This window comes from Magnetospirillum sp. 15-1, from assembly GCF_900184795.1.
Classification (GTDB): Bacteria; Pseudomonadota; Alphaproteobacteria; order Rhodospirillales; family Magnetospirillaceae; genus Phaeospirillum.
This window is the reverse complement of sequence record NZ_FXXN01000022.1, coordinates 154477-168506: the sequence shown is the minus strand read 5'-3', so window position 1 is coordinate 168506 and position 14030 is coordinate 154477. Positions and strand designations below refer to the sequence as shown.

At 66.4% G+C, this 14030-nt stretch carries 11 protein-coding genes; 1 reads left to right on the top strand and 10 read right to left on the bottom strand.

Annotation, left to right across the window (positions count from 1 at the left end; all coding sequences use genetic code 11):
• Nucleotides 1-105 precede the first annotated feature (105 nt).
• From CP958_RS08845 to CP958_RS08830, 4 genes are read right to left on the bottom strand one after another with little or no spacing between them, the layout of a single operon-like run.
• Nucleotides 106-888: an ABC transporter permease gene (locus CP958_RS08845; RefSeq protein ID WP_096701596.1), complete on the bottom strand. Its 783-nt coding sequence runs from the start codon at nt 886-888 to the stop codon at nt 106-108.
• Nucleotides 885-1859: an ABC transporter ATP-binding protein gene (locus CP958_RS08840; RefSeq protein WP_096701722.1), complete on the bottom strand. Its 975-nt coding sequence runs from the start codon at nt 1857-1859 to the stop codon at nt 885-887. Before CP958_RS08840 ends, CP958_RS08845 begins: the two co-directional genes overlap by 4 nt.
• A gap of 58 nt (nt 1860-1917) precedes the next feature.
• Nucleotides 1918-3315, bottom strand: coding sequence for a cobyrinate a,c-diamide synthase (locus CP958_RS08835; protein WP_096701595.1), 1398 nt, complete (start codon nt 3313-3315; stop codon nt 1918-1920).
• Complete coding sequence (locus tag CP958_RS08830; RefSeq protein WP_096701594.1) at nt 3312-4313, bottom strand: glycosyl transferase family protein; 1002 nt, start codon at nt 4311-4313, stop codon at nt 3312-3314. Before CP958_RS08830 ends, CP958_RS08835 begins: the two co-directional genes overlap by 4 nt.
• An 89-nt stretch (nt 4314-4402) precedes the next feature.
• Between CP958_RS08830 and CP958_RS08825 the strand changes: the two genes are divergently transcribed.
• Complete coding sequence (locus tag CP958_RS08825; RefSeq protein ID WP_096701593.1) at nt 4403-5098, top strand: class I SAM-dependent methyltransferase; 696 nt, start codon at nt 4403-4405, stop codon at nt 5096-5098.
• On the opposite strand, the gene CP958_RS08820 is transcribed toward CP958_RS08825, so the two are convergent.
• From CP958_RS08820 to CP958_RS08795, 6 genes are all read right to left on the bottom strand, one after another.
• Nucleotides 5089-5403, bottom strand: a complete 315-nt coding sequence (locus CP958_RS08820) for a hypothetical protein (RefSeq protein ID WP_141400477.1) — start codon at nt 5401-5403, stop codon at nt 5089-5091. The two genes, CP958_RS08825 and CP958_RS08820, sit on opposite strands and share 10 nt — an antisense overlap.
• Nucleotides 5404-5485: 82 nt before the next feature.
• Nucleotides 5486-5887, bottom strand: a complete 402-nt coding sequence (locus CP958_RS08815) for a hypothetical protein (protein ID WP_242442808.1) — start codon at nt 5885-5887, stop codon at nt 5486-5488.
• Nucleotides 5888-5925: 38 nt separating this feature from the next.
• On the bottom strand, nt 5926-6159 hold the full coding sequence (locus CP958_RS08810; RefSeq protein ID WP_141400476.1) for a helix-turn-helix transcriptional regulator: 234 nt from the start codon (nt 6157-6159) through the stop codon (nt 5926-5928).
• Nucleotides 6160-6521: 362 nt separating this feature from the next.
• Nucleotides 6522-8759 (bottom strand): cache domain-containing protein, encoded by a 2238-nt coding sequence (locus tag CP958_RS08805; RefSeq protein ID WP_096701590.1) that lies wholly within the window; start codon nt 8757-8759, stop codon nt 6522-6524.
• Between the two features lie 95 nt (nt 8760-8854).
• Nucleotides 8855-11257 carry an EAL domain-containing protein gene (locus tag CP958_RS08800; RefSeq protein ID WP_096701589.1) on the bottom strand — a complete coding sequence of 801 codons (2403 nt, stop codon included), beginning with the start codon at nt 11255-11257 and terminating at the stop codon, nt 8855-8857.
• A 129-nt stretch (nt 11258-11386) separates the two neighbouring features.
• A complete protein-coding gene (locus CP958_RS08795; protein WP_242442807.1) occupies nt 11387-13918 on the bottom strand; it encodes a PAS-domain containing protein in 2532 nt (843 codons plus the stop codon).
• Nucleotides 13919-14030: the final 112 nt, after the last annotated feature.

Genomic DNA, 14030 nt, shown 5'->3' with positions numbered 1-14030 from the left:
TTGGAACGGGCGCAGTCTGCACGAGATTCGAAAGAATAAAAGGGGGTAAATGCCCGATCACCCCAAGGTCTTAATTCCAGGGGGTGATCGGATGATGCCGGATTGTCAGACGCCCTTTTCCCGCCGGTTGACGCGGGCCATGGACAGGCCCAGGCACAATCCGGCCCAGGCCAATGTTACCGCCAGGGACAGCAGGTAATCGGTGTCGGTGAACAGCCGGGCGGGGCCGCCGTAGAAGGGGGCGCGGATGATCACCAGCGCATGGCTGACCGGATTGGCAAGCATCACCGCCTTCATCCAGCCCGGCACGTTGCCGATGGGGAACAGGGCGCCCGACAGCATCCACAAGGGCATCAGGAACACCATCATCACCGCGTGGAAGGCCGAGGTGGACTTCATGCCCCAGGCCAGCAGGAAGCCCAGCGCCGAGAAGCCGATGCCGGTGAGCAGGAAGCCCATCAGCAGCAGAACCAGGGCGCCGGCCCCCAGATGCAGGCCGAGGAACGGCGCGGCGATGGTGAAGATCAGGGTCTGGATCATGGCGATGGAGGTGGCGCCCAGCACCTTGCCCAGCACGATGGCCAGACGCGATACCGGAGCGACCAGCACGCCCTGCAGGAAACCGGCGTCGCGATCCTCGATGATGGTGATGGACGAGAAGATGGATGCGAACAGCATCATCATCAGCATCACGCCGGGGTAGAAGTATTCGAGATAGGTGACGTTCTCCATGCCGGCCGGCCGGAACGAGCCGCCGAAGCCGGCGCCCAGGAACAGCCAGAACAGCAGCGGCTGCGCCACGGTGCCGATTACCCGCTGGGGCTGGCGGATGAAGCGGGTGAACTCGCGCTTGGCCAGCGAGAAGGCGACGGGGGCCATGCCGGTCATGATGCCGCCTTTCGCAATTCCAGCGCCAGGGCGTGGTCGGGGACCGCCTTGCTGGTGACATGGACGAAGACGTCGTCCAGGCCCGGCTGCTTGATGGAGATGGCGGAGATGTCGGCGCGGTAGCGGTCCAGGATACGTTCGAGCAGCGGCAGGCTCTCGCCGTTCTCGGTCTCCTCCAGGCGCACCTCGTCGCCGATGCAGCGCACGGCCAGACCCATCTCGGCGCGCAGGCGGGCGGCCAGTCCTTCGGCGTCCTTGGCCTGGACCATCACCATCTCGGTGCCGATCATGGCCTTCAGCGCGGCGGGGGTATCGTAGGCCAGCAGCTTGCCTTCGCGCATGATGGCGACGCGGTCCACGTCGTCGGCCTCGGAGAACACGTGGCTGGTCATCAGCACGGTCATGCCGCGTTCCTTCTGCAGCTTGTGGAGCGCGCCTAAGAAGTTGCGGCGGCTCATGGGGTCCAGCCCGGTGGTGGGCTCGTCCAGCAGCAGGACCTTGGGGTCGGTCATCAGCACCTTGGCCAGTTCCACCTGACGCGCCAGACCGCCCGACAGGGTGTCGACCTTCTGGTCCAGGCGGCCGTCCAGGTCGGTCCAACCCAGGGCTCCGTCGCGGCGGCGGATGAAATCCGCGCCCTTCAGGCCATAGAGATCGGCGTGAATCTTCAGGTTCTCGCCCACCGACAGGTGCTTGTCCACGGCGGGGCTCTGGAACACCACCCCCATGATCTCGCGGACCCTGGCCGGCTGGGCGAACAGGTCAAAGCCACCCACCGTGACCTTGCCGGTACCCGGCAGGGTCATGCCGCACAGGATGCGGAACAGCGTGGACTTGCCGCTGCCGTTGGGGCCGGACAGGATGGCGAACTCACCGTCCCTGACCTCCAGGGTCAGGTCCGAGATGGCCGTCCGGGGCGGCATCTTGCGCGCGCCCGGATAGGTATGGCTGAGATTTTCGATGGTGATCATGGCCGGGCACTGTTCCATAGCCCGGCGGGTGGGTAAAGGCCCGCCTCATTAAAAAACATCAATGCTGCCCCGCTTTGACCCCACGTATGAACGCCACGAACCGCGGCGCCCAGGGATTGGGGCCGACGGATCGCATGTGGGCATAGGTGGCGAGGGTATTGGCGATTATCAAGCCGTCCTGCTTCTCGGCGATGCCGGTGCCGCGAATGACCTGATAGGCGAAGCGGGGCGAGCCCTCCATGTTTTCCAGCCGGGAATGGTGGAATTCATGGGCGGGCAGCACGCCGGGGCCGTCCTCCAGCCGGGGCCAGGGGAAGGCGGCGGTCTCGCGCAGGCGGACATAGCCGCGGCCCTGCGGCGCCTTGTGCATCACCGCGTCGGCGGGGATCAGGCCGACCATGGCGCGCTTTTCGCCCTTCCAGACGATGGCGCGCGACAGGTACATCAACCCGCCGCATTCGGCGTAGATGGGCAGCCCGGCCAGACCCCTCTCGCGGATTTCGGCCCGCAGGCCGGCATTGGCCTCCAGCGCCTCGCCCTGCGTTTCGGGAAAGCCGCCGCCGATGAACAACCCGTCCAGGCCGGGCGGCAGATGCGGGTCGCGGGTGGCGTCGAACGGCACCAGTTCGGCGCCGGCCGCCGCCAGCGCCTCCAGGTCGTCGCGGTAATAGAAGCCGAAGGCGGCGTCCCGCGCGATGCCGATACGGATTTTGGGAGGGCTGGAAATGGCCGGGAGGCTTTCGGCCACCTCCACCGGCGGTGCCGCCTCGGCCAGGGCGATCAGGGCATCCAGATCCACCTGGGACGACACCGCCCCGGCCAGCCGGGCGATGGCGGCGGCCGCCGCTTCGGCCTCGTTGGCGGGGACCAGCCCCAGGTGCCGCTCCATGATCTCCATGTCGGGGCCGCGATGCACGGCGCCCAGCACGGGAATGCGGGTGTAGTGGGCGACGACCTCGCGCAGCTTCTTCTCGTGGCGCGGGCCGCTGACCTTGTTGAGGATGACGCCGGCGATCTTCAAGGTCGGGTCGAAGGCCTGATAGCCGATCAGCAGCGGCGCGATGCCCCGTGTCATGCCCTGGCAGTCCACCACCAGCACCACCGGGGCCTCCAGCCACTGGGCGAGCATGGCCGAGGAATTGGCGCCCTCCAGGTCGACGCCGTCGTAAAGGCCCTTGTTGCCTTCGATCAGGCTGATATCGGCGCCGCGGCAATCCTGCTCGAAGGTCTCGCGGATCAAGGCCGGCGGCTGGGTGTGGAAATCCAGGTTGCGGCAGGCCCGCCCGGTGGCGGCGCTCAGCCACAGGGGATCGATGTAGTCAGGCCCCTTCTTGAACGGCTGGACGGTCAGCCCCCGCGCCGCCAAGGCGGTGGCGAGGCCCACCGTCACCGTGGTCTTGCCCGAGGATTTGTGGGCCGCCGAGATCAGCAGCCGGGGAGCGGGGCGAGTGGTCAAGCGGCCCCCGGAACCGTGCTCTTGTTCCGCTCGCGCCACAGCACCTGGGCCATGCCCTCGGCCTCGTCCACCGAACCGGCGCGGCCCATGGCCCGTAGCGCGATGGCGATAGTGCCGGCGATGGCGGCGCTGGCCATTTCGTTGGTCTCGGCACCGCTCCACAGCGCCTTCAGGCGGCCGAGGTCCAGATGCTCCTCGTGGGGGCGGGCGCCGTCGACCAAGGCGGGCCAGTCCTCGGAATGCGGCACGCCGTCCACCAGGGACAGCACCTCGCAGGCCTTTTCCGGCCGGCGCTCCACCTCGCCGCCCTCGCCCTTGAACACCGCCATGCGCTGCTCGCCCAGCAGGCGCGAGGCCTCCTGATGCACCGGGGCGTAAGCCGGGTGGGAGACGCTGGACAGGGCGCAGGCCGCGCCGAACGGATTGGCCAGCCGCGCCACCGTATGGACGGGTGAGCGCAGGCCCAGCTTGTGGCGCAGTTCCATGATGGTGTGGAGCGGCGGCGACAGGTGCTCCAGCGTCATGTAGGCGAAATTGCCCCGCTCCAGCCGGGCGCCCGCCTCGGCCACGGAGGTGCTCGGCGCCAGACCCAGGGCGGCCAGGGCCTCGGACGTCCACACCCGTCCGGCGGTATGGCCCTCTGAGCCGTGCATGAATACCCGGATGCCGTGGCCGGCCAGGGCCAGGGCGGCCAGCAGGTAATAGGGCAACTGACGGGTCTTGCCGGCGTAGGACGACCAGTCCAGGTCGACCTTCGGCGCGTCTTCGGGCGGCGCGATGGTGGCGCGGATGGCGGCGGCCAGACCGGCGGCCTCCTCCGGCGTCTCGGTCTTGACCCGGAGCAGGCAGAGGAAGGCCCCCAGTTGCACCGGTTCCACCTCGCCCCGCATCACCATGGCGAAGCTGTCGCGGGCCTCCTCGAAGGTCAGCGGCCGGGACAGGCGCGGCCCCTTGCCGAGAATGCGGACGTATTGGGCAAAGGGATGTTCCTGGCTCACGGATGATCCTTCCTCGGCTGGCGTCGAGGGGGAATGATAGTCCAATATACCCCGATGTTGGAAAGCTCCTTATTTCAGGGAAGTGTAATATGCCTTTAACCATCGAAGCCGCCTTCAATGGCGCCGCCCGCTCCTATGATGGATTGCGGCGGCGGTTGATTCCCTGCTTCGACGATTTCTACGGCGCTGCCGTCGATCTGGCGGCGGAATTCGCCCCGGCCGGTGCCCGCATCCTCGACCTGGGGGCGGGCACCGGTTTGCTGTCCGCCCTGGTGGCCGAGCGGCGGCCCGATGCCCGTCTGGTGCTGACCGATCTGGCCGGGGACATGCTGGCGCGCGCCCAGGAGCGTTTCGCCGGGCGGAAGCCCGGGGTGGAATTCCGGGTGATGAATCATCTCGCTCTCGCCGAGGACGGCGTCTACGACGTGGTGATGTCGGCGCTGTCCATCCACCATCTGGAGGACGAGGGCAAGCGGGCGGTCTATGCCGCCATGGCCCGTGCCGCCAAGCCCGGCGGCGTGGTGATCAACGCCGATCAGGTGGCCGGCGACACTCCAGAGATGGAGGCCCGCTACTGGCGGCACTGGCACGAGGCCATCCGGCGGGCGGGCGTGTCGGCGGCCGACATCGCGGCGGCCATCGAGCGCCAGACCCTGGACCGCCGCACGCCGCTGGCGCCGCAACTGGACTGGCTGCGCCAGGCGGGGCTGGCCGAGGTGGAATGCCGCTACAAGAACGTCAGCTTCGCGGTGATGGTGGGGCGTGTGCCGGCGGTTCAGGCATAGAAGTCGAAGATGGTCCCGCGCGTCCCCGACGTCTGCGGCCGGTTGGCGCTGGTGAAATTGCGGGCCGCCGCCGCCTGGGCATCGTTGAAGACCTGCTGGCCGTTGATGGTGCGCGGGTATTGCTGCGACGAACCGATCTGATTCAGGGCCGAGGTGTTCTGGGCCGAGGTGTTCTGGTCGGCGCGCGGGTTGGTGAAATCGCGCGCGGCGGCGACATCGGCCGCGCTGAAGCACAGGAAACCGTTCACCAGGATCGGGTAACTGGTTTGCGTGGCCGTGACCGATGAAACAGCGGAGACGGACATGGCGTCCTCCTCCCCAACTTCTTCCAACGTCAGCGGTTATTGTAGCACGAAATGCGACTCGAAGCGATTCGGAGGAGGGGCGTCAGGCGATGGGGCCGATGGCCCGGCGGATGTTGCCGATGCAGGCCTGAATTCGGGTAATTCCGAGCTTGGCGTCCAGGCGGTCGGCGGCATCGGTGCTTCGCCATGCGCGGGTCGTGTCGTCGAGAACCAGCCGGGCGCTTTCCGGGTGCCGGCCGGCGGCGCGCAGCAGCAGGCTGTGGCAGTCGGAGACACAGATGATCAGGTCCGCCCGGATATGGGATTCGTCTGCCCCGATGGGAAAGAGGGCGAGGTAGTCGGATACGGCCAGATCGACCCGTGTTCCGCCTTCCAGCACGCGGGCCAGTATGGCCAGCGTGGCGCCCTCGAACAGAACCTGTCTGTCGGGTCCCTCGGTTCCGCTTTCCAGTGTGCTGTCCAAAATATCCCGCAAGGCCCCCATCCCAGCATGCCGAAACGGTCGTCGGTCACGGCGGCGTATCAGTTCCGCCCGATCTCCGGCAGAAGAAGCCCAAGGAAGATAGCGCGGGCCACCGCATGCGCCCGGGTCGCGGCGCCAAGTTTTTTCATTGCATTCAAGATGTGAAAATTGACACCGCCAATGGATATTCCCAGATGGCGCGCGATTTCCTTACTGCTCTTTCCAGAGGCAATAAGCTGTAAGACGTCACGTTCCCGCTCTGTCAAATTGCTTTCAACGGTGGAACCGTCCACTTCTGCACCATATAGTGTCAAAACTTCTGAGGGTGCAGAATAGTTGCGCTCTAATGGGGCAATCAAGCCAGATATCAAGACCTAGCAATTCAACTAGGGCTAGACGGTGATTGAGAGGGGCTGAAATCCCCGGCATGAAGGTGGCTGCATGTATGACTTACGTCAAGGTTGCCATAAATAATCGGTCAGCGCTCCAATCCTTAAGATGTCCAGGCGCGACGAAATTTCACGGGCCTTCCTTCATTCATGGGAAAGGGATTTCTACTTAGCTTTTATATGTGCGGAATCGTATTTGTATCGCATTGGGCGGTTCCGAATAGGTGCGCGCGCCATCCATCTATCGCCGCCTAGGTTGTGCTATTCTATTTTGTCTTCATCTCATAGACGCCGGTCCAGTCGGCCGGCGGCGGGTCGGTCAGGTAGTGACGGCAGCGTTCGATGAAGATGGCCGGCACCTTGTCGGCCGGGGCCTGGGCGGCCAGCCGCCCGTAGGCGGCGATGGCGTCGGACCAGCGGCGCTCGCGGTAGGCGGTGAAGGCCTCCTCGGTCAGGCGGCAGGTTTCCAGGTCCTGGGGCGTCGGGGCGAGGTCCGGGTTGCCCTCGCGCAGACCCAGCAGTTCATAGACCTGAGCGCCGGCCTTGCGGCCCTTGACCGCCACCAGATCGAGCGGGCGGGCCAGCACCGACGGTCCGGCGGCGTCGAGCACCGCCTGACTGATGCAGATCTGGGTGCCGTAGACCTTGTTGACGCCTTCCAGGCGTGAGGCGACGTTGACGCCGTCGCCCATGGCCGTGTAGCTCATGCGCCAGGACGAGCCGATATTGCCGACGATCACCGGCGCGGTGTGCAGGCCGATGCGCACGAACATGGTGGGCAGTCCCTGGGCGGCCCACTCGGCGTTCATCAGGGCCTGGACCCGGCGGGACTTCAGCGCGGCGATGCAGCCGTGCAGGGCGTGGTCGTCGCGCCAGGTGGGGGCTCCCCAAAAGGCCATCACCGCGTCGCCCACATACTTGTCGACGGTTCCCTCTTCCTCGGCCACGCATTCGGAAATGGCCGCCAGATGGCGCGAGACGTGGACCAGCAGGTCGCCCGCCGCCATGCGCTCGGACAGGCCGGTGAAGTCGGCGACGTCGGTGAACATCACGGTCAGCGTCCGGTCCTGACCGCCCAGCTCGATGGGGCGCCCGCTGGCCACCAGCTCGCGCACCAGATCGCGCGGCACGAACATGCCGAAGGTGCGCAGCGCCCGCTTCATCATGTTCATCGAGTGGATGAGTTCATTGACCTCCTTGACGATGGCGTGCAGCGCGATGGGGCCGGCCAGATCGAACTTCTGGATCTTCTGGATCTCATGGGTCAGCAGGGTCAGCGGCCGGGTGATCCAGTTGGCCAGGATGGCCACCAGCAGCAGGCCGATCACCATGACGGCGAAGCCGACCACCACCAGATCGCGGCTGTTCTCCTTCAGCGTGCCGACGAAATCGTCTTCCAGCACGATGATGACCATCAGCCAGCTCTTGCCCAGGTCGGCGGGGAAGGGATTGAACGAGCCCAGGCGGCGATGCCCGCCGGAATCGAAGCTGACGGTGCGGGTCTTATCCTTGCGATAGGCGGCGAAGGCGTCGGTGATGACCTGCTCGCCCAGTTGATCGGCCTTGACCAGCGAGTATTTGAGGCCGTCCTGACGCACCGTGCGGCTGGCGTCGGGATGGGCGATCAACTGCTCCTTCTCGTCGACGATGAAGGCCACCCCGGTCTTGCCCAGGTCCAGGCTGGCCAGGAAGTCGGACATCTGGTTGGTGGAGACGTTGGCGGCGGCGACGCCGATCACCCTGCCGTCGGCGGCGAAGATGGGGTAGGCGGCGGTGATGCCGGGCTGCCGGTTGCTGGTATAGACCAGCAGGTCGCTCCAGATGAGCCCCTTGGTAGCGATGGCGTCCTTGTACCAGGGCCGGGGGCGGGGGTCGTAGTTCAGCTCGTTGGAGGTCTCGGACCCCACGACCTCGCCCGTCGTCGTGACGTAGGTCCAGACGTCGGTGTACCGGCCGTCCCTGCGATCGACGACGCGCAGCGCGAACCGGGCTTTTTCCGGCGGCTTGGCGTCGTGGGCTCCGAACTTGGCGGCACCCGGCGGAATGGGGAAGGCCTGAAGAAAGCGCCCGTCCTTGTCGAAGGCCAGATAAAGGCTCTGCAGTTGCGGCTGGGTCTGCAGGATGCTGGTCATGTAGGGGAACAGCGTGCCGTCGCGGGCCTTGGCCTCGTCGATGGCCGCCAGTTGGGCGGTGGCCTGGACGCTGGTTTCCACCGGGTCGAGCAGCGCCATGCTGCTGGAAATGCCCGAGGCCGACACCCGCTCCACGAAGCGGCCCATCAGCTCCAGCACCGAGATGGAGTTCTTGTGGTAGGCGAAGGCCACCAGGGTGACGACGGTGACGCTCAGCAGGGTGGCGAAGGCGGTCAGGATGTTGAACCGCAGGGTCAGGCCCGTGCCGCGCTTCTTGCGCCGTCGCTCCGCCGCCGCCGCCGCGGCATTGCCGGAGGCGGCACCGGGGGGCGTGCCGGATGGGGAATCTGGCGCGGCAGGCATATTATTCATGGGGTCTGGATCGCCGACACATTAAACAAGTTGTGACAATGCTACCCCACTAGGTGGGGCGCGTCATCGGGTAAGACCAGTAGGGAATGTCGGATTCAGCTTTTCTGGCGCAGCATCCACGCGGCCAGTTGGTCGGCGGGCATGGGCTTGGCATAGCGGAAGCCCTGGACCTTGATGCACCCGGCGTCCTTGAGGTGCTGTTCCTCGCCCTCGGTCTCCACGCCCTCGGCGACGATGGACATGTCCAGCGCATCGGCCAAACCCAGAATTGCCGAGACGATGGCGGCGTTGTCGCTCTGGTTGTTGACGTCGTGCACGAAGGAGCGGTCCACCTTGATGGTGCTGAGCGGCAGCCGCTTCAGGTAGGACAGGCTGGAATAGCCGGTGCCGAAATCGTCCACCGACACCTGGATGCCGATCTCGCGCAGGCGGTTCAACTGTTCGATGGCTCGGTCGGGCTCGGCCATCACCGTGCTCTCGGTCAGTTCGATTTCCAGCTGATTCGGCAGAATCTGGTATTGGGCCATCAGGTCGGAGATGCATTCCACCAGGGCGTGGTTGAGGAATTGCCGGCCCGAGACGTTGACCGCCACCTTGAGGCCGGTAAGGCCGTCCTCGCGCCAGGCGGCCAGTTGCCGGCACGATTCCTCCAGCACCCACCAGCCGATCATGGAGATCAGGTTGCTTTCCTCGGCCACCGGGATGAACAGGCCGGGCGAGACCTGGCCGCGCTCGGGGCTGTTCCAGCGGATCAGCGCCTCGACCCCGGAGGTCAGGCCGGTCTGCAGGTCGACCTGCGGCTGGTAGAACAGCTGGAACTCGCCGCGCACCAGGGCGCGGCGCAGGGCTTCTTCCAGTTTGAGGCGGTCCAGCGCCTCGTCGTTCATGTGGGAATCATAGAAGCAGAAGGTGTTGCGCCCCTTCTGCTTGGCCCGGTACATGGCGGTGTCGGCGTCCTTCATCAGGGCGTTGAAGTTGTCGCCGTCGTCGGGATAGAGCGCGATGCCGATACTGGCGCCCACATGCACCTTGTGGCCGGACAGCTCCACCGGCTCGTCCAGGGCGGCGGCGATCTTTTCCGCCACCTCGGCCAGTTCGCTGCTGCTCTGGAAATGGGTCAGCACCACCACGAATTCGTCGCCACCCAGGCGCGCCACCGTATCGGAGCGCCGGAGCGTGTGGCGCAGGCGGTCGGCCACCACCTTCAGCAACTGGTCGCCCGCCACGTGGCCCAGGCTGTCGTTGACGATCTTGAAGCGGTCCAGGTCGAGGAACATCAGGCCGATGCGCCCACCCTCGCGCTTGGCGACCTCGATGGCGTGGTAGACGCGGTCTTCCAGCAGCACGCGGTTGGGCAGGCCGGTCAGGGTGTCGTGGGTGGCCTGATGGACCAACTGAAGCTCGGTCTCCTTGCGCTGGGTGATGTTCTCCTTCACCGCCATGAAATGGGTCACGGTGCCGTCGTCGTCGCGGATGGGCGAGATGGTGGCGTATTCCCAGAACAGGCTGCCGTCCTTGGCGCGGTTGCACAGCTCGCCCTGCCAGGTGGCCCCCGACGACAGGCAATGCCACATGTCGCGATAGGCCGAGGCCACCGTTTCCCCCGACTTCAGCAGGCGGGGATTGCGGCCCAGCACCTCGTCCTCGGAATAGCCCGAAACCAGGACGAAGGCGCGGTTGACGTATTCGATGGCGCCGTGGGAATCGGTGATCATCACCGAGACCGGGGCCTGCTCCAGGGCGGTTTCCAGCTTGCGCAGCTGCTGGCGGCGCTGGTGGACCTGGGTCACGTCGCGCGAGAACACCGCCACCCGGTCGTGCCGGCCGGCGGCATCGACCACCGGGTGCATGTGCACATCGAACAGCCGGGCGCCGATGGCGTGGTGGCTCTCGACGGTCTGGCCCCCGGCCAGGACGCCTTCGATACCCCGGCGCATGGGGGCGGCCACGGATTCCGGCAGATGGTCCCACACCGCCTGGCCCGGCAGGTCCTCGCCGTTCTTCTCGAAGATGGCCGAGGCGGCGGCGTTGAGCGCCAGGATGGTCCCGGTGGCGTTCAGCAGCACGATGCCGTCGGTGGAGGAATCCAACATGGCGCGGATCAGGGCGCGGCCGTCCAGGATGGCCTGCTCCGCCTGCTTGCGCTTGCTGACGTCATAGATCCAGGCCAGGTTCACCGCCTCGCCGTCCAGGGTGGCGGGGCGGATGGTCAGCACCGACCAGAACGACGAGCCGTCGACGCGGAAGAACTTCACGTCGGCATCGACGATCTCGCCCGCTTCCCTTAATTGCCGCACCACCTCGTGGCGCTGGGCGTCGTCGGCGAAGTGGCGCCGGGCCGGGTGGCCGATACAGTGCTCGCGCGCCAGACCGGTGATTTCGCAGAAGCGGCGGTTGGCGAATACCACCACGCCGTCCCGGCGCCGGGACACGGAAACTCCGACCGGGCTTTCATCGAGAATGCCCAGGAAATCTGTGATTTCGGTCGGAAAGGACATGGGATCGGAATCTCGGGAAGGACAAATGTTTGTCAAATCTAACCGCAAAATGACGAAGTGTCACGACGGTGATCGGGTCTCCACCCCATATGTCGTGAAGACCGTCGGACTCTCCTTCCATGCCGCGGATCAGGGCGACTCCCTCAACACCACGGTGACCGTGGTGCCCTTGCCGGGGGTGGACTCGATGGCGATGGTGCCGCCCAGCAGATCGACGATGCGCCGGCAGATGGCCAGCCCAAGGCCGACGCCGCGGGCGGGATCGGCACACAGCGGATCGACCCGCTGGAACGGTTCGAAGATCCGCGACAGCTTGTCGGCGGGAATGCCGCAGCCGGTATCGGCGATGGTGAAGCGTGGATCGCCGCCGGCGCGGTCAAGGGTCACGGAAATATGCCCGCCAGCCTCGGTGTACTTGACCGCGTTGCCCAGCAGATTGATGAGAATCTGGCGGATGGCGCGGGCGTCGGTGGTCTGCGGCATTTCTCCTGCCGCCTCCAGCCGCAGCTCGACGTCCTTGGCGATGCATTGCGGGCACAGCATGCCGACGCATTCCCGCGCGATGGTCGCCAGATCGGCGGGGGCGTGGATGATACGGTAGCTGCCCAGCTCGATGCGGCTGATGTCCAGCACCTCGTCGATGATGGACAGCAGGTGGCGGCCGCTGTCGGCGATGGCCGTGACGAAGTCGGCGTGATAGGGCGGCAGCGGCCCGGCCATCTCGCTGCTCATGATCTCGGTATAGCCCAGCACGGCGGTGAGCGGCGTGCGCAGCTCGTGGCTCATATGCGACAGAAAGACGGTCTTGGCGCGGTTGGCGTCCTCGGCGGCCTGCATGGCGGCGACCAGGGCGTCCTCGCCGGCCTTCCTGGCCGTGATGTCCTCCTTGACGGCCAGGAAGTGCAAGATGGTGCCGTCGGGCGAGCGGATGGGCGAGATGGAGGCGCGCTCCCAATACAGGTCGCCGTTCTTCTTGCGGTTCTGCAGGTCGCCTTCCCAGGTGCCGCCGGCGGCGATGGTCTTCCACAGGTCGCGGTAGACCGTATCCGGAGTCTGGCCCGACTTCAGGACGCGGGGATTGAGCCCGCGCACCTCGTCCAGGGTATAGCCGCAGACCTCGACGAATTTCGGGTTCACGTAATCGATGTTGCCGCGCGGATCGGTGATGATCACCGAAACCGGGCTCTGCTCCACGGCGCGCGACAGGGTCCGGAGCGCTTCCTCGGCCCGCTTGGCCTCGGTGATGTCGGTGTGGGTGGCGACGAAACCGCCCTCGGGCAGCGGGTTGCCGATGATTTCCAGCGCGGTGCCGTCGGCGCGCTGGCGCTGGAAGCGGTGGGGCTGGAAACTGCGGGCCAGGGTCATGCGCTCGGCCACCTGCGCCTCGGGGTCGCCGGGGCCGTATTCGCCGCGCATGGCGTTGAAGCGCAGGTAATCCTCCAGCCGCATGCCGGGACGGACCATGTCGGCGGGCAGGCGCAGCAATTCGGCGAAGCGGCGGTTGCTGGTCATCAGGCGCAGGCTGTCGTCATAGACGCTGATGCCCTGGCCGATATTGTCGAGAATGGTTTCCAGCGTCCGCGATTTGGCCGACAGCTCGCGGCGGCTGGCGTCCAGGGCGGCGGTACGCTCGCGCACCCGGGTCTCCAACTCGTCGTGGGCGGTGACCAGGGCGCGGCGGGCCCCCTCCCAGCGCCCGACGATATGGTGAGCGATGGCGAAGCCGATGGCCGACACCAGCAACAGCAGGGCGCCGGCCATGGTGGAGATGCTGGCGACCTCGGGGGCGATCTCGTCCACGAAGCTGGAGCGGGGGCGGGCCAGCGCCACCGTCCAGCCGCTGTGCAGCCGGACGAACGAGGCGAGTATCTCCCCGTCACCCGTCCGGCTGAAATAGCTTGTGACCACCGCCCTGCCCGGGATGGGCGAGGTGTCCTGAAAGGCCTTGAGGGCGGCGGCCAGGGCGGTGTCGGGGGCCTCGACCGTCTGGCCGCGCCCGGCGGCGGCGATCACCGTGCCCTGGCGGTCAACCAGCATGCCCATGTCGAAGGGCGGCAGAATGGCGGTGGCGAAGATCTCGGTCAGCTTGGGCAGATGGATGACGCCGCCCAGATGCAGGATCGTCTTGCCGTCCTCGCCGAGGCTCGGCACATCGATGGCCACCGCCGGAATGCCGTCGGCCCCCGTGAAGGCGTCGGACACCACCGGATAGCCGCTGCGGGTCGCCTCCTGGAAATAGGGGCGGTCGGCCAGATTGAAGCGCTTCAGCGCCTGCTGCACGTTGAAGGGATGGCTGAGATAGTGGTCGCCGTTGGGCTGCAGCACGAACAGCACCGAGAAGCGCCCGTCCTCCAGCAGCCCGTCCAGCAGGTGCCGCTTCTCGGCGTCGGCGTCGGCGGGAATGCCGTTGATGGCGCGGTCCACCCGCTCCAGGTCGGGCAGGCTCGCCATGGCCGGTATGCCGGCGACGAAGTGCAGGTCGCCGATCATCTCGTCGATGGAGCGGTCGAAGCCGGCCGCCAGGGCGGCGGCCACCTGGCCGCGCTCGCGGGTCCACTGGGCCGTCGCCTGACGCTCCAGCGCATGGCGCAGATAGCCGACCACCACGATGATCGAGACAAGGCAAAGCGCCGCAATCGCCACGGCGATACGGACCCTCAATCCCAGACGTCCCTCTCCAGCGGCCATCGACCCAGTTTCATCGGGTTTCGTTCATGTATTGTGGATGCACTTTCAATCCGGGTGCAAGACACAGTGTGTGACTGTTTGGGGG

What these genes read in the sequence shown, in the direction of transcription:
- CP958_RS08845 (WP_096701596.1), bottom strand. Translation starts at nt 888, where the DNA reads ATGACCGGCATGGCCCCCGTCGCCTTCTCGCTGGCCAAGCGCGAGTTC.
- CP958_RS08840 (WP_096701722.1), bottom strand. Translation starts at nt 1,859, where the DNA reads ATGATCACCATCGAAAATCTCAGCCATACCTATCCGGGCGCGCGCAAG.
- CP958_RS08825 (WP_096701593.1), top strand. Translation starts at nt 4,403, where the DNA reads ATGCCTTTAACCATCGAAGCCGCCTTCAATGGCGCCGCCCGCTCCTAT.
- CP958_RS08820 (WP_141400477.1), bottom strand. Translation starts at nt 5,403, where the DNA reads ATGTCCGTCTCCGCTGTTTCATCGGTCACGGCCACGCAAACCAGTTAC.
- CP958_RS08815 (WP_242442808.1), bottom strand. Translation starts at nt 5,887, where the DNA reads ATGGGGGCCTTGCGGGATATTTTGGACAGCACACTGGAAAGCGGAACC.
- CP958_RS08805 (WP_096701590.1), bottom strand. Translation starts at nt 8,759, where the DNA reads ATGAATAATATGCCTGCCGCGCCAGATTCCCCATCCGGCACGCCCCCC.
- CP958_RS08800 (WP_096701589.1), bottom strand. Translation starts at nt 11,257, where the DNA reads ATGTCCTTTCCGACCGAAATCACAGATTTCCTGGGCATTCTCGATGAA.